The sequence below is a fragment of the Bradyrhizobium sp. USDA 4502 genome, from assembly GCF_054063355.1.
Genome location: NZ_JBSSGF010000001.1, coordinates 5,217,715 through 5,240,257, shown reverse-complemented (window position 1 = coordinate 5,240,257; position 22,543 = coordinate 5,217,715). Strand labels below are relative to the sequence as shown.

15 protein-coding genes are annotated in these 22,543 nt (G+C 64.8%); 5 read left to right on the top strand and 10 right to left on the bottom strand.

Annotated features, from left to right (window positions below; all coding sequences use genetic code 11):
- Window position 1: 1 nt before the first annotated feature.
- The 6 genes from pgl to ACVW1B_RS24425 all read right to left on the bottom strand — a co-directional run bounded on the left by pgl (window position 2) and on the right by ACVW1B_RS24425 (window position 7,456).
- Entirely contained in the window at window positions 2-754 is a 753-nt protein-coding gene (pgl, locus tag ACVW1B_RS24450) for a 6-phosphogluconolactonase (RefSeq protein WP_456792677.1), read from the bottom strand.
- Between the two features lies 1 nt (window position 755).
- Entirely contained in the window at window positions 756-2,249 is a 1,494-nt protein-coding gene (zwf, locus tag ACVW1B_RS24445; protein WP_456792676.1) for a glucose-6-phosphate dehydrogenase, read from the bottom strand.
- A gap of 29 nt (window positions 2,250-2,278) precedes the next feature.
- Window positions 2,279-3,262, bottom strand: a complete 984-nt coding sequence (gene gnd / locus ACVW1B_RS24440) for a phosphogluconate dehydrogenase (NAD(+)-dependent, decarboxylating) (RefSeq protein WP_456779542.1) — start codon at window positions 3,260-3,262, stop codon at window positions 2,279-2,281.
- A 12-nt stretch (window positions 3,263-3,274) separates the two neighbouring features.
- The gene (locus ACVW1B_RS24435; RefSeq protein ID WP_456792675.1) at window positions 3,275-6,121 is read right to left on the bottom strand and encodes a bifunctional transaldolase/phosoglucose isomerase; all 2,847 of its coding nucleotides are present in this window, start codon (window positions 6,119-6,121) and stop codon (window positions 3,275-3,277) included.
- 216 nt (window positions 6,122-6,337) lie between these two features.
- The gene (locus ACVW1B_RS24430) at window positions 6,338-6,784 is read right to left on the bottom strand and encodes a DsrE family protein (protein ID WP_283069417.1); all 447 of its coding nucleotides are present in this window, start codon (window positions 6,782-6,784) and stop codon (window positions 6,338-6,340) included.
- Window positions 6,785-6,838: 54 nt separating this feature from the next.
- Entirely contained in the window at window positions 6,839-7,456 is a 618-nt protein-coding gene (locus ACVW1B_RS24425; protein ID WP_456779544.1) for a hypothetical protein, read from the bottom strand.
- A gap of 497 nt (window positions 7,457-7,953) precedes the next feature.
- Between ACVW1B_RS24425 and ACVW1B_RS24420 the strand changes: the two genes are divergently transcribed.
- From ACVW1B_RS24420 to ACVW1B_RS24405, 4 genes are all read left to right on the top strand, one after another.
- Entirely contained in the window at window positions 7,954-9,897 is a 1,944-nt protein-coding gene (locus ACVW1B_RS24420) for a PrkA family serine protein kinase (RefSeq protein WP_038382967.1), read from the top strand.
- 108 nt (window positions 9,898-10,005) lie between these two features.
- Window positions 10,006-11,274: a YeaH/YhbH family protein gene (locus tag ACVW1B_RS24415; protein ID WP_076823957.1), complete on the top strand. Its 1,269-nt coding sequence runs from the start codon at window positions 10,006-10,008 to the stop codon at window positions 11,272-11,274.
- A 4-nt stretch (window positions 11,275-11,278) separates the two neighbouring features.
- Entirely contained in the window at window positions 11,279-12,823 is a 1,545-nt protein-coding gene (locus ACVW1B_RS24410; RefSeq protein WP_057014891.1) for a SpoVR family protein, read from the top strand.
- Window positions 12,824-13,074: 251 nt separating this feature from the next.
- Entirely contained in the window at window positions 13,075-14,271 is a 1,197-nt protein-coding gene (locus ACVW1B_RS24405; protein WP_310882989.1) for an ABC transporter substrate-binding protein, read from the top strand.
- 78 nt (window positions 14,272-14,349) lie between these two features.
- Here ACVW1B_RS24405 and ACVW1B_RS24400 read toward each other — a convergent pair whose 3' ends face one another.
- From ACVW1B_RS24400 to ACVW1B_RS24385, 4 genes are all read right to left on the bottom strand, one after another.
- Window positions 14,350-15,405: a 2-oxoacid:ferredoxin oxidoreductase subunit beta gene (locus ACVW1B_RS24400; protein WP_028332672.1), complete on the bottom strand. Its 1,056-nt coding sequence runs from the start codon at window positions 15,403-15,405 to the stop codon at window positions 14,350-14,352.
- Entirely contained in the window at window positions 15,402-17,249 is a 1,848-nt protein-coding gene (locus tag ACVW1B_RS24395; RefSeq protein WP_176937027.1) for a 2-oxoacid:acceptor oxidoreductase subunit alpha, read from the bottom strand. Before ACVW1B_RS24395 ends, ACVW1B_RS24400 begins: the two co-directional genes overlap by 4 nt.
- Window positions 17,219-19,018 (bottom strand): FAD-dependent oxidoreductase, encoded by a 1,800-nt coding sequence (locus ACVW1B_RS24390; RefSeq protein WP_310882990.1) that lies wholly within the window; start codon window positions 19,016-19,018, stop codon window positions 17,219-17,221. Before ACVW1B_RS24390 ends, ACVW1B_RS24395 begins: the two co-directional genes overlap by 31 nt.
- 289 nt (window positions 19,019-19,307) lie before the next feature.
- Window positions 19,308-19,979, bottom strand: coding sequence for a DUF4286 family protein (locus ACVW1B_RS24385; protein WP_253607452.1), 672 nt, complete (start codon window positions 19,977-19,979; stop codon window positions 19,308-19,310).
- A gap of 184 nt (window positions 19,980-20,163) precedes the next feature.
- On the opposite strand from ACVW1B_RS24385, the gene ACVW1B_RS24380 reads away from it, so the two are divergent.
- Window positions 20,164-22,542, top strand: coding sequence for a caspase family protein (locus ACVW1B_RS24380; protein ID WP_310882991.1), 2,379 nt, complete (start codon window positions 20,164-20,166; stop codon window positions 22,540-22,542).
- The last annotated feature ends 1 nt before the right edge of the window (window position 22,543 follow it).

The window sequence follows — 22,543 nt, the reverse complement described above, 5'->3', positions numbered from 1 at the left end:
GTCACCCACGAAAGTCCTCCGGCAGCGCGGCCTGATCGATCAGCCAGACGGTCTCGCCCAGCGATCGCGCGCGGTTTGCCGGCAGGTTCTCGCCTGCGAAGAGGCGCGTCAAGATCGCGCGCTTGTTCTCGCCCGCCACCTCGAACAGCATCTCGCGGCAGGAGGCGAGGGCGGGCAGGGTCAGCGACACGCGCGGTACGAACGGCTCGACATTGGCCTTCGGCACGCCGACCACCCAGCGCTGCGTTTCCTCGACCGCGGGATAACCCGGAAACAGCGACGCGGTATGGCCGTCGGGGCCGATGCCCATCAGCACCAGGTCGAACAGCGGTCGCTTCGGATCGAGCTGTTCGGCGCCGTAGAATGCCATCAGCTCGTTCTCGTATAGCGCCGCGCTGGCGTCGGGATCCCTGAGATCGGCGGTGTCGGTCGCGATCGGATGGACATTCGCGGCCGGTGCACAGCGGTCGAGGAAGGCCTGGCGCGCCATGCTCATGTTGTGCAGCTTGTCCTTGCGCGGCACCAGGCGCTCGTCGCCGATGAACCAGTCGACGCGGTCCCACGGAATCCTCGCGCGATAGTCTGGCGTCGCCAGCAGCTGGTAGAGCGCCTTGGGGCTGGAGCCGCCGGTGAGGCAGACGGCGATCCGGCCGCTGTTCTGGTCGATCCTGGCGATCACCCGCTCGGCGGCCGCCTGCGCCAGTGCCGCCGGATCGGCGACCGTGATGATCTGGCGCTTGCCGGTCGCGGTCATGTCAGCCCAGCTTCCGCCAGCTGCGGCCGTCGCGCGTCAGCAGCGCATTGGCGGCCTCCGGGCCTTCGCTGCCGGCCTTGTAGGGTTGCAGGCCACGGCCGCCGGCGCTCTTCCAGGCGTCGATGAAGGGCTGCACCGCCTGCCATCCGGCCTCGACGCTGTCGGCGCGCTGGAACAGCAGATTGTCGCCGATCATGCAGTCATAGATGAGTGTCTCGTAGCCGGTCGACGGCTCGGCCTTGAAGTAGTCCTTGTAGCGGAACTTCATCTCGACGCCGTCGATGTTGATGGTCGGGCCGGGTACCTTGGTGTTGAACTGCAGCTCGATGCCCTCGGTCGGCTCAGTGGAGATGACGAGGTAGTTCTGCGACAGGCGATCGACCGACGTGTCGCGGAACATAGCGAACGGCGCCTGCTTGAACTTGATCGCGATCTCGGTGCGCTTGGTGGTCAGCGCCTTGCCGGTGCGCAGGTAGAACGGCACGCCGGCCCAGCGCCAATTGTCGATGGTCAGCTTCAGCGCGGCATAGGTCTCGGTCGAGCTGTCGGGCCTGACGTCGGGCGTCTTGAGAAAGTCCTCGATCTCGGTGTCGCCGATCCGGCCGGCGCGATACTGGCCGCGCACCGAATTGTGCAGCGCCTCCTGTTCGCTCTGGGTCTGGATCGCGCTCAGCACCTCGGCCTTTTCGGAGCGCACCGCGTGGGCGTCGAACCGCGCCGGCGGCTCCATCGTCACCAGCGACAGCAGCTGGAACAGATGGTTCGGCACCATGTCGCGCAGCGCGCCGGTGGCGTCGTAGAAGCTGCCGCGATGACCGACGCCGAGCTTCTCGTCGACGGTGATCTGGATATGGTCGATGTGGTTGCGATTCCAGATCGGCTCGAACATGCCGTTGGCGAAGCGCAGCACCAGGATGTTCTGGACGGTTTCCTTGCCGAGATAGTGATCGATCCGGTAGATCTGGTGCTCGTCCATCAGCTTCAGCAGCGCGGCATTCAACGCCCTGGCCGACACCAGATCGGTGCCGAACGGCTTTTCGATGATCAGCCGCCGCCAGGCGCCGTTCTCTTCCAGCATGCCGGTGCGCCCGAGCTGCTCACTGATCGGCAGGAAGGCGCTCGGCGGGGTCGCGAGATAGAACAGCCGGTTGCCACCGGTGCCGCGCGCCGTCTCGAGCTTGTCGAGCCGTTCGTTCATGGCATCGAAGGAAGCCGGATCGCGCGGATCGGCCTCGATCGAGGTGACGCATTCGAACAGCCGCTTTGCGATCGCCTCGTCCACCGGGCGGGTGGCGAACTTGCGCAGCCCCTGCATCAGGCTGTCGGTCAGCTGCTCGCTCGACATGCCCTTGCGGACAATGCCGACGACGCAGAATTTGTCCGGCAGCAGATTGCCGGCGGCGAGATTGTAGAGCGCCGGGATGACCAGCCGGTGCGTCAGATCACCGGTGGCGCCGAAGATGATGAAGGAGCAAGGATCGGGTTTCTTCTGCACGTGACCTTCCGCGGTTCTCTTCAAGCTTTTTATGCCTTTTTCGGCGGCTCCTTGTGGCCGCCGAAACCTGCGCGCATCGCCGAGAGGATCTTCTCCGCGAAGGTGTGATCCTTGCGCGAGCGGAAGCGCGTGTAGAGCGCGGCCGTCAGCACCTCGGCCGGCACGGCCTCGTCGACCGCGGCGTTGACGGTCCAGCGGCCTTCGCCGGAATCCTCGACAAAGCCGGAATAATCGTCGAGCGTGTGGTTCTGCGCCAGCGCCGATGCCGTGAGGTCGAGCAGCCAGGACGGGATCACGCTGCCGCGCCGCCAGACTTCGGCGATGTCGGCGATGTCGAGGTCGAAGCGATGCTCGGCCGGCAGCGCCTCGATATTGGCGTTCTTCAGGATGTCGAAGCCTTCGGCATAGGCCTGCATCAGGCCGTATTCGATACCGTTGTGGATCATCTTGACGAAATGCCCGGCGCCGATCGGGCCGGCGTGAATGTAGCCCTGTTCGATGCGCGGATCGCGGCCCTCGCGGCCGGAGGTGCGGGGAATGTCGCCGATCCCGGGCGCCAGCGTCTTGAAGATCGGGTCGAGCCGGTCGACCACTTTCTTGTCGCCGCCGATCATCATGCAGTAGCCGCGCTCGATGCCCCAGATGCCGCCGCTGGTGCCGACATCGACGTAATGCAGCCCGCGCTCCCTGAGCGCCTTGCCGCGGCGGACGTCATCCTGCCAGAAGGTGTTGCCGCCATCGATGATGACGTCGCCTGGCTGCATCAGCTTCGACAGCGCCTCGATGGTGGCTTCGGTGATCTTGCCGGCCGGCAGCATCACCCAGGCGGTGCGCGGCGCCTCCAGCTTGAGGACGAAATCCTCCAGCGACGAGGACCCGGTCGCATTGTCGGCGACGAGCGCCGCGACGGCCTTCGGATCCTTGTCGTAGACCACGGTGGTGTGGCCCTGGGTCATCAGGCGCCGGACGATATTGCCGCCCATCCGCCCGAGGCCGATCATGCCGAGTTGCATCCCTCGCCTCCGTCAGTTCAGTGCAGCCGAGATCGCGGCATCGAGCGCCGCGAGCCCGGAGCTGAGATCGCCCTTGAGATGCACGCGCAGCGCGCGCCGGCCGCGCTCGGTGAGCACGTCGAAATCGCCGCGCGCCTGTGCCGCCTTGATCACGCCGAAGCTCGCCTTCTGGCCGGGCACCGGCAGGTCCGCCGTATCGTCGGTCGTGACCTGCAGGAACACGCCGCTGTCGGGGCCGCCTTTGTAGGCCTGCCCGGTCGAATGCAGGAAGCGCGGACCGAACTCGGCGCAGGTCGCAAGGTGTCTTGCGTCGCGTACCTTCAGCCGCATCGCCTGCATGGCGTCGATGGTGTCGCCATCGCGCTCGATATAGGCGAGCAGGGCGACATAGTCGCCGCGGCCGGAGCGCGAGAGGTGCGCCTTGATCCAGGAGTCGAGATCGCCGTTCGCACCGGCCTTGCGCAGCTCCTCGGCGTTCTGCGCGTCGGTGTAGAGATCGACCCCGTCCGCCGACACCACCGGCTGTTCGGCCGGCAGCGACCCGGTCTTCTCGAACGCTGCCGTCAGTTCGCGGGTCTTGATCTTGGCGGCTTCGACGTCGGGCTGGTTGAACGGGTTGATGCCGAGGATCGACCCGGCGACCGCGGTCGCGATCTCGAAGCGGAAGAACTCCTGACCGATATGGTCGATCGACTTCATCACGATCCGAACCACGGGATGGCCGGCGGCCTCGAGCGCCGCGAGCTTGGCCTCATGCGCTGCATCGTTCTCGCCATCGGTGCGCAGATCGATGAAGAACCGGTCGTTGCCGTAGACCGCGGCGTCGCCAATCGTCTCGCCCTCGATCGGGATCAGGCCCTTGCCGTCCTTGCCGGTCGATTCCGCGATCAGCTGCTCGGCCCAGGCGCCGAAATCGGCAATGTCCGGCGAGGCGAAGATCGTCACCTTGTCGCGGCCTTCGAGCCCGGCGATGCCCATCGCGAGCCCGAGCTGCACGCCCGGGTTCTCCTGCGGCGGCACGTCGGCACCGCAGGAGCGCACCATCGCGAGCGTATGGCCGAGCAGGCTGCGGACGTCGATGCCGGCAGCGGCCGCCGGCACCAGACCGAACGGCGACAGCACGGAATAGCGGCCGCCGATCGCGGGGTCGCCGTAGAAGATGCGGGCAAAGCCCTGCTTGATCGCGACCTTCTGCAGCGATGAGCCCGGATCGGTCACCGCGATGAAGCGGTGGCCGGCCTTGTCCTTGCCGATCGCCTTCGCCACCCGATCGAAGAAATAGTCCTTCATCACGTTCGGCTCGGTGGTGCCGCCGGATTTGGAGGAGACGATGAACAGCGTCCTTGCGATGTCGACATACTCCTCCATCGCGCGCACCTGCGCCGGATCGGTGGAATCGAGCACGTGCAGCCGCGGGAAACCGGACCGGTGCGGGAAGGTCTGGGCCAGGACCTCCGGCCCAAGGCTCGACCCGCCCATGCCGAGCACGACGGCATCGGTGAAGTTCTGCCCCTTCACGCGCCGGGCGAAGTCCTCGTAGTCGGCGACATCAGCGGTGGCCGCGCTGGTGAGCCAGCCCAGCCATTTGTCCTCGTCGTCGCCGGTCCAGACCGATTTGTCCTTGTGCCAGAGCCTTCGGATCCGGGCGGAGGCGCGCCATTCCTCGGTGCTCTTCTCGACCGCCTTCTCGATGGTGGCGCCGAGCGCGAGCTTCTGGCGGTCGATGCCGCCGCCGAGCGAGGTGGCGCGCTTGTGGGCGACCGCGCCGTAGAGCTTGTCGGCCGCGTCGGCGAACAGCTTGACGCCGTCCCTGACCAGCTCCTCGGTAATCGCATCGAGCGAGATGCCGGACTTCTCCAGCTCTTCCAGCACGTGGCGGGCGTCCTCGACATTCTCCTCGAGGCTGTCGCGGACCTTGCCGTGGTCGCGGAAGGCATCGAGCGTTGCCGGCGGCACGGTGTTGACGGTGTCGGGGCCGATCAGCTCCTCGACATAGAGCACGTCGCTATAGTCCTTGTTCTTGGTGCCGGTCGAAGCCCACAACAGCCGCTGCGGCTTGGCGCCCTTGGCCGTCAGCTTGTCCCAGCGGTTGCCAGCGAACAGGTGCTTGTAGTCCTGATAGGCGAGCTTGGCATTGGCGATGGCGACCTTGCCCTTCAAGGCCGCGAGCCGCTCCTTTTCGTGCGGATCGTTGGCCTTGGCGATCTTCTCGTCGAGCTGCTTGTCGACGGCGGTGTCGATGCGGCTGACGAAGAAGCTCGCGACGCTCGCGACATGGGAGGGATCGCCGCCCTTGCCGACGTATTTCTCCAGGCCCTTGAGATAGGCCTCGGCGACCTGGCGATAGACCTTCTGCGAGAACAGCAGCGTGATGTTGATGCTGATGCCTTCGCCGATCAGGTACTCGATCGCCGGCAGGCCCTCGGGCGTCGCCGGCACCTTGACCATCAGGTTCTTGCGGTGGACGTCCTTCCAGAGCCGTTCGGCTTCCGCGATCGTGCCCTTGGTGTCCATCGCGAGATAGGGCGACACCTCGAGGCTGACGAAGCCGTCGCCGCCGTGGCTCTGGTCGTAGACCGGGCGCAGCACGTCGGCGGCGTGCTGGATGTCCTCGACCGCGAGGTGCTCGAACAGGTCGGCGACCGAGCGGTCGCCGCTCTTGAGGGCCTTGCCGATCGCCCCGTCATATTCATCCGAGCTGCCGATCGCCTTCTCGAAGATCGAGGGGTTGGACGTCACGCCTTTGACGCCGTCGGTCTCGATCAGCCGCTTCAGGTCGCCATCGGCGACGAAGCCGCGCGCGAGGAAGTCCAGCCAGACGGCCTGACGGTGATTTTCGAGTGCTTTGACGGGGTTCATGGGTGCCTGTTCTCGTTCGATCGAGGGTCGATTTTTGGGTTCCCGGGCAGCTTTCGGGGGCGGAGGGGGATTGTCAACATGGCGGGAGCCCCGGGCGGAATATCAGCATTTCCAAGGGATAACGCCATTCACAACAGTTCGATCCGCTCGGACGCTGTGCGAGCAGACCCCCATCTCAGCACATTTTTATGACGCGTTGCGGCGCAGGACCGCGCGTCAGGGGCGCAGGTAGAGGTAACCTTGGGATTGCAGCTCGGCGAGGCGGACCACCCCGCCGCGCTCGGCGGCAACGAAGCCGGGGAGCAAGTCGGCGAGGCCGATGTTCTGCGATTTCATGGTGTTGCCGCAGGCGGCGAACTCGATCCCATCCTTGGTGAACCGCGCGACATGTTTTGACAGCTCGGGATTGGCGGCTGCTGAATGAAACGCCTTCAGCGCCCGGCCGTGCACCACCAGCGCAATCGTCACATTGCCGGGGCCGCCGACGCCGTCGAGATGGTTCTGGATGTTGCCGATCACGAAATTGACCTTGTCGAGGTCATCGAGGTGATAGACCACCTTCAGCTTTTGCGGCGGTGCTTCGGTGGCGGCGCCGGCCTGGGACGCTGCCAAGACGGCGCCGATCGCTGAAAGCGTGCCCCAGAGGATGCTGCGTCGGCGCATGGCGTCTCTCGCGCAATTATTGTTGATCCAGTGTTGTCCCTTTGGGCAAACCTATCATTTGTGGCGGAGCGCAGCGAGTTCCTTGCGGTCGGTCACAAGTTCGGCGCATTCGCCCAAGTCCGCGCGATCGACGCGAAAGATCTTGTCGTCGGCGCCGGCGAACAGCGCTTCGCCCGCATCGTCGTCGGGCTTGTTGCGATTCCACACCATGATGCGGCCAAGGCGCGCAATCACGGATTTATTGTCCTTGGACAACGCCACGGTGATACCGCCGCCCTCGCAATCCACGCCGCATTCGAAGCGTATTTCGTGGCCGGATTCGGCCGCGATGGCATGATTGCAGTAGCCGCTGGAGTCGAAATTGCCAGGGCGGTGGCGGTACGCGACGCCGAGCCGGAATGAATAGTTGGTGGCCTTGTCCTCCGGAGCGTCTTCCGCTGACACCAGCAGCTTCATCGCGCTGACCTTCTGCTTCGGATGCTGCGCCAGATGATTTGCATCGTAGCGCCGCACGAAGCAGGCATAGGCTTTCGCGCCGGGCGGGCCCGCGAACATCCTGTTGTCGAAGGCGGCCGCCGCGGCCTTGTCGACGCCTTCCTGCGCCTGAACGGCTAACGGCGCGCCGGTCCAGGCGGCGGCTGCGAGTGCGACAACAAGGAGCGCCTGCTTCATGACCGGCTCGGGAATAGCCAGCGCCTCCAAGGTGTCATCTTTAAAGCGCGGCAATGGTGCCGCGCGGAACTGCGCGGGCTCGTTGCCTTAGTCGCGGCGACAAGGAGGCACGTTCAACCGCGGCTGAACGTTTGTTCATGAGAGTCTATGGCGCGTGCATCTTGACGCCACGGCTGAACGGTCACACTTTTTCAGGGAAGCCCAACGTCCATCGCCGGACGGGAAGTTGCCCGCTCGGATGTCCGCTTCGGAGGCCTGGGCCCCGGTAAACCACGGATGTGGCGAGGGGGTTACAGCCACCAAAAACAAGGGGATATTGATGAACCATTAAGCTTCCTGCCTGTTGATAAGGCAGAGGCTGCACGCGCCGTGCATTGCCGAACTGAGTCGGTCGAGTGTCCAATGGACTCAGCGTGCCGACGCTGATTCGATCCTAGGACGCTCTTGTTACGACTCGTGTCAGTCGTGCGGCGATACATATCGTGGAGAGAGGGATCATGTACAACGATTCTTTGTTCAACGCCTTCGCAAGGTCGTTTGAAGCGCGAAGCCAGACCGACATGTCGATGGCCGAGTATTTGGAGTCGTGTCGAAGTGATCCGATGCGATATGCAAATGCGGCCGAGCGGTTATTGGCGGCAATCGGTGAGCCCCAGATGATCGACACGGCCAAGGACCCACGCCTTGGCCGTATCTTTTTGAACCGTACGATCAGGTCGTATCCGGCCTTCGCCGGGTTCTACGGCATGGAGGACACGATCGAACGCCTCGTCGGCTTCTTCCGTCACGCCGCGCAGGGCCTCGAAGAGCGCAAGCAGATCCTCTATCTGCTCGGGCCGGTCGGCGGCGGCAAGTCATCGCTCGCCGAACGCATCAAGGCGCTGATGGAGATTCATCCGATCTACGTGCTGAAGGCGGGCGACGAGCTGTCGCCGGTGTTCGAGAGCCCGCTTGGGCTGTTTGATCCCGAGACGCTTGGCCCGATGATCGAGGAGAAGTACGGCATTCCGCGCCGCCGGCTGAGCGGGCTGATGTCGCCCTGGGCCTACAAGCGGCTCGAAGCCTTCGGTGGCGACATCTCGCAATTCCGCGTCGCGCGCATCCAGCCTTCAAGGCTGCGCCAGATCGCGGTTGCCAAGACCGAGCCCGGTGACGAGAACAACCAGGACATCTCCTCGCTGGTCGGCAAGGTCGACATCCGCAAGCTCGAGACCTACGCCCAGAACGATCCCGACGCCTACAGCTATTCCGGCGGCCTCAACCGCGCCAACCAGGGCGTGCTCGAGTTCGTCGAAATGTTCAAGGCACCGATCAAGATGCTGCACCCGCTGCTGACCGCGACGCAGGAGGGTAACTACATCGGCACCGAGAATATCGGCGCGATTCCGTTCACCGGCATCATCCTCGCGCACTCGAACGAAGCCGAGTGGCAGAGCTTCAAGACCAACAAGAACAACGAGGCCTTCATCGACCGCATCTGCGTCATCAAGGTCCCGTACGTCCTGCGGGTCACCGAGGAGCAGAAGATCTACGAGAAGCTGATCCAGGGCTCCGAGCTTGCCGCAGCACCTTGCGCTCCGGCGACGCTGGAGACGATGGCGCGCTTCTCGGTGATGTCGCGGCTGCGCAAGCACGAGAACTCGACGCTGTTTGGCAAGATGCGGGTCTATGACGGCGAGAGCCTCAAGGAATCCGATCCGAAGGCGCGCAGCGTTCAGGAGTACAAGGACGCGGCCGGCGTCGACGAGGGCATGGACGGCGTCTCCACCCGCTTTGCTTTCAAGGTGCTCGCCTCGACCTTCAACCATGACACCACCGAAGTCGGCGCCGATGCGGTGCACCTGATGTATGTGCTGGAGCAGGCGATCCGCCGCGAGCAGCTGCCTGACGAGACCGAGAAGCGCTATCTCGAATTCATCAAGGCCGACCTCGCGCCGCGCTATGCCGAGTTCATCGGCAACGAGATCCAGAAGGCCTATCTGGAATCCTACGCCGACTACGGCCAGAACCTGTTCGACCGCTATGTCGACTACGCCGACGCCTGGATCGAGGATCAGGACTTCAAGGATCCCGACACCGGTCAGCTGATGAACCGCGAGCTCCTGAACCAGGAGCTGACCAAGATCGAGAAGCCGGCCGGCATCGCCAACCCGAAGGACTTCCGCAACGAGGTCGTCAAGTTCTCGCTGCGCTCGCGGGCCCATAACGGCGGCAAGAACCCGAGCTGGACCTCCTACGAAAAGGTTCGCGACGTGATCGAGAAGCGGATATTCTCGCAGGTCGAGGATCTGCTTCCGGTCATCTCGTTCGGCTCCAAGAAGGACGGCGAGACCGAGAAGAAGCACGGCGAGTTCGTCGAGCGGATGGTGGAGCGCGGCTATACCGAGCGCCAGGTCCGCCGGCTCGTCGAGTGGTACATGCGGGTGAAGCAGGCCGGCTAATGCGCGATCCGGAAAGCCGGCACCGGCTTTCCGTTTCGTCTCGTCCCGTCCAATAAAATGCGATGCGACTGTCATGATCGCATCCGGTGAGGCAGATGCAACGTGGTCATGCATATCGTCGATCGGCGGTTGAATCCGGGTAGCAAGAGCCTGGAGAACCGCCAGCGCTTCCTGCGGCGCGCCAAGGCGCTGGTGCAGGGGGCCGTCAAGAAGTCGTCACAGGACCGGGACATCAAGGATGTCCTGGAAGGCGGCGAAGTGACAATCCCGCTGGACGGCATGGACGAGCCGCGGTTCCGGCGCGAGGGCGGCACGCGTGACATGGTGCTGCCCGGCAACAAGAAGTTCGTCGAGGGCGACTGGCTGCAGCGCCCGAACCAAAGCGGCGCCAAGGGCTCCGGCGCAGGCGAGGGCGACAGCGAGGACGCCTTCCGCTTCGTGCTCAGCCGCGACGAATTCGTCGATCTCTTCCTCGACGACCTCGAACTGCCCGATCTTGCCAAGCGCAAGCTCGCGGAAACCGAAAGCGAAGGCATTCAGCGCGCCGGCTATGCGACCTCCGGCTCGCCCGCCAACATCTCGATCAGCCGCACGGTGAGCCGGGCGCTGGCGCGACGCGTGGCACTGCGCCGGCCGCGCAAGGACGACATCGAGGCGCTCGAGGCGGAGCTTGCCGAATGCGATGACGATGCGCGGCGCCGCGAGCTGCTGGCGCTGCTCGAAGCGCTGAAGGCCAAGGCCAAGCGGATCCCGTTCATCGATCCGATCGACATCCGCTATCGCCGCTTCGAGACGGTGCCGAAGCCGGTGGCGCAGGCCGTGATGTTCTGCCTGATGGACGTATCGGGCTCGATGTCCGAGCACATGAAGGATCTGGCGAAGCGGTTCTATATGCTGCTCTACGTGTTCCTGAAGCGGCGCTACAAGCACGTCGAGATCGTGTTCATCCGCCATACCGACCGCGCCGAGGAGGTCGACGAGGACACCTTCTTCCACGGACCGGCTTCCGGCGGCACGCTAGTGTCGAGCGCCTTGGTCGCGATGAACGACATCGTCCGCACCCGCTTCCGTCCGGCCGACTGGAACATCTACGCCGCCCAGGCCTCGGACGGCGACAACATGACCTCGGACAGCGCGCTGACCGGTCACCTCCTGACCGACAAGATCCTGCCGGTCTGCCAGTTCTTCGCCTATCTCGAGGTCGGCGAAGCCGCCAACTACACCTTCGACATGCCGGACTCCTCGCTCTGGACGCTCTATGAGCGTCTGCGCAACGAGGGCGCGCCGCTGTCGATGCGCAAGGTGAGCGAGCGCGGCGAGATCTTCCCGGTGTTCCAGGACCTGTTCAAGCGCCGCAGCAAGCAGGAAAGGGTGTAGCGTGATGGGTTCTTCCGGGGAACGGCTGTTCGAGGGCGCCGATTGGGATTTCCAGACCTTGCAGCGGGTCCACGACGCCTGCGAGAAAATCGCGCGCACCGAGCTCGGGCTCGACGTCTATCCCAACCAGATCGAGGTGATCACCGCCGAGCAGATGCTCGACGCCTATTCCTCGGTCGGCATGCCGCTGTTCTACAAGCACTGGTCATTCGGCAAGCAATTCGCGTTCCAGGAAGCGTCCTATCGCAAGGGCCTGATGGGCCTCGCCTATGAGATCGTGATCAATTCCTCGCCGTGCATCTCCTATCTGATGGAGGAGAACACGGCGACGATGCAGACGCTGGTGATCGCGCACGCGGCGTTCGGGCACAATCACTTCTTCAAGAACAACTATCTGTTCAAGCAGTGGACCGATGCCGACGGCATTCTCGACTATCTGGAATTCGCCAAGGGCTACATCGCGGTCTGCGAGGACCGCCACGGCCGCGAGACGGTGGAGCGGACGCTCGATGCCGCGCATGCGCTGATGTCGCATGGCGTCGACCGCTATCCCGGAAAGAAGACGCTCGATTTGCGTGCCGAGGAGAAGCGTGCCGGCGAGCGCCGGCAGCACGAGGAAAGCGTGTTCAACGATTTGTGGCGGACGGTGCCGAACACCAAGGCCAAGAGCAAGGCTACGCTCACGGCCGAGCGCCGCCGCGCGCTGCTCGGCTTGCCGCAGGAGAACATCCTCTATTTCCTCGAGAAGACCGCGCCGCGCCTTGCACCCTGGCAGCGCGAGCTGATCCGCATCGTCCGCCACATCGCGCAGTATTTCTACCCGCAGGGCCAGACCAAGGTGATGAACGAGGGCACCGCGACCTACGTCCATTACCGCATCATGAGCCGGCTGCATCAGCAGGGCCGGCTCACCGACGGCAATTTCCTCGAATTCCTGCAGTCGCACACCAATGTGGTGTTCCAGCCCGAATTCGACGACCGCCGCTATTCCGGCTTCAATCCCTACGCGCTCGGCTTCGCCATGATGCAGGACATCGAGCGGATCGTGAAAAATCCGGAGGACGAGGACCGCGAGTGGTTCCCCGATATCGCCGGCAAGGGCGACGTCGAGGGCGTGCTGCGCGAGATCTGGAGCAACTACCGCGACGAGAGCTTCATCAACCAGTTCCTCAGCCCGGCGCTGATCCGGCGCTTCCGCATGTTCCATTTGCACGACGACCCCGCGGAAAGCCAGGGGATCAAGGTCGACGCGATCCACGACGAGCGCGGCTACCGCCGGGTCCGCCGCGAACTGGCACGGCAATACGACGTCGGCTTCGTCGACGCCAATATCGAGGTCGTGGATGTCGATCTCGACGGCGATCGCCGCCTGATGCTGCGCCACACCACCGTGAAGGGCGCGCAACTCAACGAGACCGACGCGCGGCGCGTGCTGCAACACCTCGCCGATCTGTGGTCCTACGACGTCGCGCTGACCGAAATCGACGGCACCGACAAGGTGCTGAAGGAATACGTCGTCAGCCCGCGCGCGGCTGCGGTCGCGGCCTGAGGATCACGCTCTCGCTGACATGAGCGCGGCGCACACCGCCGCGCGGAATGCGAGTCTTGCTCGGTGAACCTTCATGTCTATCGAAGGCTCACATCATGAACATGCCGGCAACATTCCGACTTGAAAGCGCATGGCGTTCTATGCGCGAACGCGATTGCCGGCATGCGGAAATCTCGCGAGACGTTCTTGGTGATTGCCTGCGCGGACGCGATGGATAATGTGCGCCGCGTCAAGAAAACCAAGAAAAGGATATGCTCTTGTCAACTCGCTCCCGCCTGGCGGGCTTTCTCGCCTTCACCGCGCTCACGGCCTCGTTGACCTCGCCGTCCGTGGCAGCCGATACCGCGATCAAAATAGGAAACACCGCGCCCTATAGCGGCCCGGCGTCGGCCTACGGCACGATCGCGCGTGCCGAAGCCGCGTATTTCCAGATGCTCAACGATCAAGGCGGCATCAACGGCCGCAAGATCGACTTCGAGAGCCTCGACGACGCCTATTCGCCGTCGAAGACCGTCGAGCAGACCCGCAAGCTCGTCGAGCAGGACGAGGTGCTCGCGATCTTCAGCGCGGTCGGCACCGCGCCGAACATCTCGGTGCAGAAGTACCTCAACATCAAGCGCGTGCCGCAGCTGTTCGTGTCCTCCGGCGCGACGCGCTGGAACGATCCAAAGCAGTTCCCGTGGACGGTCGGTTTCAATCCGACCTACGAGCTCGAAGGCCGGCTCTACGCAAAATACATCCTGAAGACCAAGCCGGATGCGAAGATCGCCGTCATCACGCCGAACGAGGACGCCGGCAAGGACTATCTGAGGGGTTTCAAGGACGGGCTCGGCGAGCATGTCGGCCAGATCGTCGCCGAGACCACGTATCTCACGACCGATCCCACCATCGATTCCCAGATGGTGACGATGCGCGAGTCCGGCGCGGACGTCTTCTTCGCGGAGGCGACGCCGAAATTCGCGGCCCAGGCGCTGCGCAAGGCGGCGAGCATGGGCTGGAAGCCGCTGACCATCCTGCCGACCGTCTCGAACTCGGTCTCCGCGGTGCTTGAACCGGCCGGTCTCGAGAACGTCATCGGCGTCGTGACCGGGCTCTATCTGAAGGATCCGACCGATCCGCGCTGGGCCGACGATCCCGCGCAGAAGGAGTTTGCGGACTGGATGAAGAAGTACCAGCCGAATGCGAGCCCGGGCGACCTCTTCAACGTGCAGGGCTACACGGTGGCGCAGGTCATGACGGCGGTGCTGAAGAACTGCAACGGCGACTACAGCCGTGCCAACATCATCAAGCAGGCGACCAATCTGAAGGCGCTCGAGCTGCCGATGCTGTTGCCCGGCATCAAGGTGCAGACCGAGCCCGACAATGTGACGCCGATCCGGCAAATCCAGATGGCGCGGTTCGACGGCAAGTCCTGGGCGCTGTTCGGCGACGTCTTGAGCGACAAGTAGCCGTCACCAACTCCGCTGTCGTCCCTGCCTAGTGCACAATTGCACACGGGAGGACGACACGGAGTGTGCTGCCGCTGCTCAGCGCAGGCTGGCGTTGATCTTGTCCAGCACGGCTGAACCCGGGCACAGCGCTTGTTCGTCGAGCGTGTTGAGCGGCGTCTCGACGGTGTCGAGATGGGTGTGCAGATCCTCGGCATCCGGATCGACATAGAGCAGGCCAGTGACGATCTGGCCCTTGGCCGCGTGCTTCTGCAGGAAGGTCATCGCGCCCAGACGATCATGCGGATCGTAATCGGCGTCGAGCTTGCGCAGCGCGAGCCGCGAGCCGTCATGCTGCTCGACCACCTGCACGGTGCCCGGCGCATAGTCGACGCTGATCGGATCGCGGCCGACCAGCACGTCGAGGCGGTTCACCGCGTCATTGTGCTCGCGGACATAGTCAAAGCTCTTGGTCGAGCCGGCGTGGTTGTTGAAGGCGATGCAGGGGCTGATCACGTCGATGAAGGACGCCCCCTTGTGGCGGATCGCAGCGGCAATCAAGGGAACCAATTGGGTCTTGTCGCCGGAGAAGCTGCGCGCCACGAAGGTGGCGCCGAGTTGCAGCGCGATCGCGACCAGGTCGATCGCATTGTCGGTATTGGTGACGCCCTTTTTCGATTTCGAGCCGCGGTCGGCGGTGGCCGAGAACTGGCCCTTGGTCAGACCGTACACGCCGTTGTTCTCGACGATGTAGGTCATGTTGACGGCGCGCCGGATCGAATGCGCGAACTGGCCGAAGCCGATCGAGGCGGAATCGCCGTCGCCGGAGACGCCGAGATAGATCAGGTCGCGGTTGGCCAGGTTGGCGCCGGTCAGCACCGACGGCATGCGGCCGTGCACCGAGTTGAAGCCGTGCGAATTGCCGAGGAAATAGTCCGGCGTCTTCGACGAGCAGCCGATGCCGGAAATCTTCGCCACCCGGTGCGGCTCGATCGAGAGCTCGTAGCAGGCCTCGATGATCGAGGCGGTGATCGAATCGTGGCCGCAGCCGGCGCACAGCGTCGAGATCTTCCCCTCGTAGTCGCGGTGGGTATAGCCCAGCTCGTTCTTCTTCAGGCCGGGATGATGAAACTTCGGCTTTGCAATGTAGGTCATGTCACGGCCTTGCGGAGAGGGGTCACCTTGAGATGATCCTGGTGGTCGCCGATCGCGCCCGCGATGAAGCGCGCGGTGATCGGCGTGCCGTCATAGTGCAGGATCGGCACCAGCCTGACGGGGTCGATGCCGTTCTCGTTGACGATCAGCTGGCGAAGCTGCGCGTCGCGGTTCTGCTCGACCACGTAGACGAAGTCGTGGTCGGCGATGAAGCTCGCGACGCTGGAGTGGAACGGGAAGGCGCGGATGCGCATGCGGTCGAGCTGGTGGCCGCGCGCCTCCAGGATCCCGATCGCCTCGTCCATCGCGGGCGAGGTCGAGCCGAAATAGATCACGCCGTATTTGGTGGGCTTTGCCGCATTGGCCTGCAGCGGCCGCGGCACCATGTCCTGCGCGGTCTCGAACTTGCGCACCAGGCGTTGCATGTTGTCGGCGTAGACCGCGCCTTCCTCGGAATAGCGCGCGTAGCGGTCGCGCGAGGTGCCGCGGGTGAAGTAGGAACCCTTGGTCGGATGCGTGCCGGGATAGGTGCGATAGGGGATGCCGTCGCCGTCGACGTCGAGATAGCGGCCGAAGTCGCGGCCTTCCTCGAGCATCTCCGCCGTCATCACCTTGCCGCGGTCGTATTGCTTGGCGTCGTCCCACTTCAGCGGGCGGCACAGCCGGTGGTTCATGCCGATGTCGAGATCGAGCATCAGGAAGATCGTGGTCTGCAGCCGCTCGGCGAGGTCGAAGGCGGCCGCGGCGAACTCGAACGCCTCCGCCGGATCTTCCGGGAACAGCAGCACATGCTTGGTATCGCCGTGCGAGGCATAGGCGCAGGCGATCACGTCGCATTGCTGGGTGCGGGTCGGCATGCCCGTCGAGGGGCCGGCGCGCTGGATGTTCATGATCACGGCCGGGATCTCGGCGAAATAGGACAGGCCGATGAACTCAGTCATCAGCGAGATGCCCGGACCCGACGTCGCGGTGAAGGCCCGTGCGCCGTTCCAGGAGGCGCCGATCACGATGCCGATCGAGGCGAGCTCGTCCTCGCCCTGCACGATCGCGTATTTCGCCTTGCCGGTCTCGGGATCGTGGCGGTACTTCTTGCAGTGGCTGGTGAAGGCTTCCGCCACCGACGATGACGGCGTGATCGGATACCACGCGCACACGGTGGCGCCGCCATAGACGGCGCCGAGCGCGGCCGCGCTGTTGCCTTCGACGAAGATGCGGTCGCCGACCTTGTCGGACTTCTTCACCCGCAGCCCGACCGGGCATTTCAGGTTTTGCAGCGCCCAGTCGCGGCCGAGATGCAGCGCATGGACGTTGGAGGACAGCAGCTTCTCCTTGCCCTTGTACTGCTCGCCGATGAGCTGCTCGACCAGCTTGGGATCGAGGTCGAGCAGGGCACAGAGCGCGCCGAGATAGATGATGTTCTTGAACAGCTGGCGCTGCCTGGGATCGGTGTAGGTCGAGTTGGTGATCGCGGTCAGCGGCACGCCGATGACGGTGATGTCCTCGCGGAATTTCGACGACGGCATCGGCTTGGTCGAATCGTAGAACAGATAGCCGCCGGGCTCGATCGAGGCGACGTCCTTGTCCCAGGTCTGCGGGTTCATCGCCACCATCAGGTCGACGCCGCCGCGGGCGCCGAGATGGCCGTCCTCGGTGACGCGCACCTCATACCAGGTCGGCAGGCCCTGGATGTTGGACGGGAAGATGTTGCGTGGCGAGACCGGTACGCCGTGGCGCAGGATCGAGCGCGCGAACAGCTCGTTGGCGGAAGCCGAGCCCGAACCGTTGACGTTGGCGAAGCGGACGACGAAGTCGTTTACGCTGCTGATCGGGCTTTGGACTGACATGTTGATCCCGCTTGAACCATATCGATGAGGTACTTCTGCATGTCCCAGGCGCCGGTCGGGCAGCGCTCGGCACACAGCCCGCAATGCAGGCAGACGTCTTCGTCCTTCACCATGACGCGGCCGGTCTTGAGGTCGCCGGAAACGTACAGCGCCTGGTCGTGATGCGGCGAGGGCGCTTTCAGCCGCTGCCGCACCTCATCCTCTTCGCCGTTCGGGGTGAAGGTGATGCAGTCCATCGGACAGATGTCGACGCAGGCGTCGCACTCGATGCAGAGCGGCGCGGAAAACACCGTCTGCACGTCGCAATTCAGGCAGCGCTGCGCCTCGCCGAGCGCGAGCTTGAGGTCGTAACCGAGCTCGACCTCGGCGCGGATGTCCTTCAGCGCGACCACCTTGTCGCGATGCGGCACCTTGAAGCGCTTGTCGGCGGAGATGTCGTTGTCGTAGCTCCACTCGTGGATGCCCATCTTCTGCGAGGAGACGTGCACCTCGGGCAGCGGGCGCTCGTTGATGTCCTCGCCGGACAGCATGCGGTGGATGGAGAGCGCGGCGTCGTGGCCATGCGCCACCGCCCAGATGATGTTCTTCGGCCCGAACGCCGCATCGCCGCCGAAGAACACCTTCGGATTGGTCGAGACGAACGTCTTGGGATCGACCTTCGGCATGTGCCACTTGTCGAATTCGATGCCGCAATCGGCTTCGATCCAGGGGAACGCGTTCTCCTGGCCGACCGCAACGAGCACATCGTCGCAGGGCACGGTCTCGTCAGGCTCGCCCGAGGGCACCAGACTGCGGCGGCCCGTGGCGTTGTACTCCGCCTTCACCTTCTGGAAGGTAACGCCGATCAGCTTGCCGGCCACATGCTTGAACGCCACCGGCACCATGTAGTTCAGGATCGGGATGTCCTCGTGAAGCGCGTCTTCCTTCTCCCACGGCGAAGCCTTCATTTCCTCGAAGCCGGAGCGGACAATCACCTTGACGCTTTCGCCGCCGAGGCGGCGCGCGGTGCGGCAGCAATCCATCGCCGTGTTGCCGCCGCCGAGCACGATGACGCGGCGGCCGATCTTGTCGACGTGGCCGAACGACACGTTGGCCAGCCACTCGATGCCGATATGGATGTTGGCGGCGCCCTCCTTGCGGCCGGGGATGTCGAGCTCGCGGCCGCGCGGTGCGCCAGAGCCGACAAAGATCGCGTCATAGTTCTCGGCGAGCAGCTGCTTCAGGCTGTCGACGCGCTGACCACCCTTGAACTCGACACCGAGGTTCAGGATGTAGTCGGTCTCCTCGTCGATCACGCTGTCGGGCAGGCGGAATTTCGGAATCTGGCTGCGCATCATGCCGCCGGCCTTGGGATCGCCGTCGAACACGGTGCAGTGATAGCCGAGCGGCGCGAGATCGCGCGCCACGGTGAGCGAGGCAGGGCCGCCGCCGACCAGCGCGATGCGCTTGCCGTTCTTCGGCCCGGGCTTCGGCAGCCGGTGCTTGATGTCGTCCTTGAAGTCCGCGGCGACGCGCTTCAGGCGGCAGATCGCGACCGGGTTGTCCTCGACCCGGCCGCGGCGGCATGCCGGCTCGCATGGACGGTCGCAGGTGCGCCCGAGAATGCCGGGGAACACGTTGGACTTCCAATTGATCATGTAGGCGTCGCTGTAACGCCCCTCAGCAATCAACCGGATGTACTCGGGAACAGGGGTGTGTGCGGGACAGGCCCATTGGCAATCGACTACTTTGTGGAAGTAATCAGGCGCCGAGATATCAGTCGGTTTCATTCCTACCTTTGACCCGCGCGAAAATGCCAGACCCGCGCGGCCTTATCGTTGACGACGAACGCTCACGTGGCGTTGTTCTGGTTTTTGAATTGGATCATAGGCTTATCTTATTAGAGCCGTTCCAGAGAAGGCAAAGGCTAAATTGTCCGATCATCAGCTTTCGCGCGGCTGATGCGCGTGTAGCGTTAATCTCGATTGCGTTATGTGGCGGTGCAGCATGATCTGCATCGCCACGCTTGCTTGAGAAAATGTTTTTCGGGACAGCGCTTCGCACGCTTCCGGATCAGGCTTACTCGCGCGGAAGGTCGCTCTTCGCGATATCCCACAACAGCTTGTAGACTCCGCTGGTGACCACGAGCGGCTTCAAGGCTGCATTGCCGGTGATGCCTGCGGCCGCTGCGGGGACCGCGCCGACGTCGGTGGCGTCGATCAGCACGAACCAGTCGCCGGCGCCGGGATCGGGTTTCGCCGCATCCGGCGTGAGCGGTTTCGACAGGTCAGGGTCGTTCTCCAGGAGGTGCATCGAGATGATGCCGTCGCGCGAAGCTGGATCGAGTTGCTCCCGCAATGCAACGCGAAGTTTGTCCGCGCCTTCGGCAGGCGGGCGCAGGCGGATGATGCCGAGGGCTGCGCCCCTGCCGACGCCGCGGCTGATCGTGATGCGGGCAACGCCCCGGATCATGTTCTGAAAGCGCGCGATATTGGCCTTCGACCAGTCGGTCTGGTTGGCGAGCGCCTTGCGATAGGCCGGGCTCTCGAGCACATCGAAGGTCGCGGTCGAGTAGAGGCTGAGATATTTCGGCTTGCCATCATGGGCGACGTAGCGGCGGGCTTCCAGGAAGCCGTCGATGGCGACCCGTTCCTCGAGATGTTCGCGGTCGTACCAGCGATTGAATTCAGCTTCGTGCAAGCTGTCGATATCCATCGAAGTCAGCAGCATGCCTTGTCCGGCGATTGGCATCGAGTGCTCCTTTTTTGCCTGTTTTATCCACGCAATATCGCCTGATCGCGCAAACCAGGGAAGCCGGTTCCCGTCACCACAGACCAAGGATTGCCACAATTGCTGCAATGCTGTTCAGCACCGGTTCACAGAGGTAGCATTTCATTCGTTACGCCAACTCTCGAGAAGAAAAGGGACGACCACCATGGCACGCATTCTGTGGGCATTGATCGTCGGTCTGGTGTCGCTCGCCTCGCTTCCCGTGCATGCGCAGGATCAGGAAAAGCGTCTCGCACTTGTCGTCGGCAACGGCGCCTATGAGGCCGGCGCGTTGCAAACCGCCGCGAACGACGCCGGCCTGATCGCGCAGACCTTGCAGGCCGCCGGCTTCGACGTGATCGGCGCACGCGATCTCGATGGCGAGACGCTGCGCAAATCGTTCCGCGATTTCATGCAGAAGGTGCAGGAGGCGGGGCCCAATGCCGTGGCCTTCGTGTATCTCGCCGGCTACGGCGTGCAGCTCACCGGCGAGAACTATTTCGTGCCGGTCGACGCCAAGATTGCCCGCGACACCGACGTGCCGGTCGAGGCGATCCGCATCTCCGACTACAGCCATCAGCTCTCGGCGCTGCCGATCAAGGCCGGCGTGATCGTGCTCGATGCGGCGCGCAGCAATCCCTTCGCCAAGGAGGGCCAGCCGCTGGCCGGTGGTCTTGCGCTGGTCGATCCCGATCCGAAGATGCTGATCGGCTTCAACTCGGCGCCCGGCACCGTCGCCCCTGACGGTGCGCCGCCGTACGGGCCTTATGCGCAAGCGTTGGCGGAAATGATCCGCACCGGCGGCCTGACCTTGCCCGAGGTGTTCGACCGCGTTCGCCTGCGCGTCAACGAGATGACCAAGGGCGCCGAGATCCCGTGGGATGCGCACAAGGTCGACGCGCCCTTCATGTTCTTCGAGCGCAAGCCGGACGCGCCGCCGCAGCAGGTCGATGCCGGGCTGCGTACCAAGCCGATCCGCGATTTCTCGGCGCAGGATGCCTACGCCGCGGCGCTGGAGCGCGACACGCTGCAGGGCTACGAGGATTACCTGCAGGCCTATCCGAACGATCCGCTGGCCAAGCGCGTGCGCGCGATCGTGGCGGCGCGGCGCGAGGCGATCACCTGGCGGCGCACCTACAACGCCGACTCGACTGATGCGTATTGGTCGTATCTGCGGCGCTATCCGCGCGGGCCGCATGCCTACGACTGCCGGCGCCGGCTCGCCTATCTGTCGGCCGCGCTGGAGCCGCCGGCGCAGTTCACGGTGCTCGACTACGACGTGCCGCCGCCGCCGCCCGACGAGATCGACTATGTCGACCGCCCGGTGCTGTATTACAGCGATCCGGTGTTCGCCTTCGCGCCGCCACCGCCGCCGCCGGTGTTCTTCCTGCCGCCGCCGCCGCCGGACTTCGTCGTGCTGCCGCCACCGCCGCCGCCGATCGGCCTGTACGTGCTGCCGACGCCGATGTTCGTGGCGATGCCGGCCTATGTCGCCGCACCGGCCTATGTCGTGCCGCCGCAGAACAACATCGTGTTCAACAACATCCACAACACCACGGTCATCAACACGGTCATCAACAATCCCAACCCGACGCCGGCGCAGCTCCATGCGGCCGGGGTGACGGCGGCGATGGGCGGCGCGCCGGTGACGGCGGCACCGCGACTGCCGGCCGCGGCGATGCAGCGCGCCAATCTGCCGGGCGCTCCGCAAGGCGCGACGCCCGCGCAGGGCGCGGCGATGGGAGCTCCGCGCGCCGCACCGAACGCTGCCGCGGCGCCGAACGCTGCTGCCACTCCGAATGCTGCCGCCGCTCCGAATGCGATGGGCGCGCCGGGCACGCCGGGTGCGCATACACTGCCGGGCGCGAAAAATGGACCGCCGCTGCCGCAGTCGGCGACCGCACCGGCCAATGCCATGCAGCATGGCGCTGTGCCGCCGGGAGCCGCACAACCCGGCGCCGCGCAACCTGGCGCAAAGCCGAATGCGGTGGTGCCGGGCAAGCCGGCGACTGCCATGGCGCCTGCCAATGCGCAGCCTGCTCCTCCGGCCAAGCCCGGTGTCGCGCCGGCGACCAGCGCGCCCGCCTCACCCGCGGCCGCCGGCAAGCCAGGTGCGCAACCGCTCCCGCATGCGGCGACCGCGCCGACCGCAAACGTGAAGCCCTCGGCGGCACCGTCACCGGCGAACCGCGCGATGTCGACACGGCCGACCCCGGCCGCGCGCCCGGCACCCGCGCGCGCGGCGGTGTCGCCGGCGCCGGTCTCCCGGCCCGCGCCGGCGCATGCGGCAGCTCCGCCGGTCCATGCCGCAGCTCCGCCCGTGCGGGCTGCGGCTCCGCCGGCGCGGCCGGTTGCCCCGCCACCTCGTGCTGCGGCTTTGCCGCCGCGTCCGGCTCCGGCACCGGCTCCGCGCGCCGCGCCGCCACCACGGCCGGCGATGCAGGTGCAACACGCAGCGCCGTCACCGCGGATGGCGGCGCCACCAAGGCCCGCGGCCGCGCCACGGGCAGCGCCGGCATGTCCTCCCGGCAAGTGCAAACATTGAG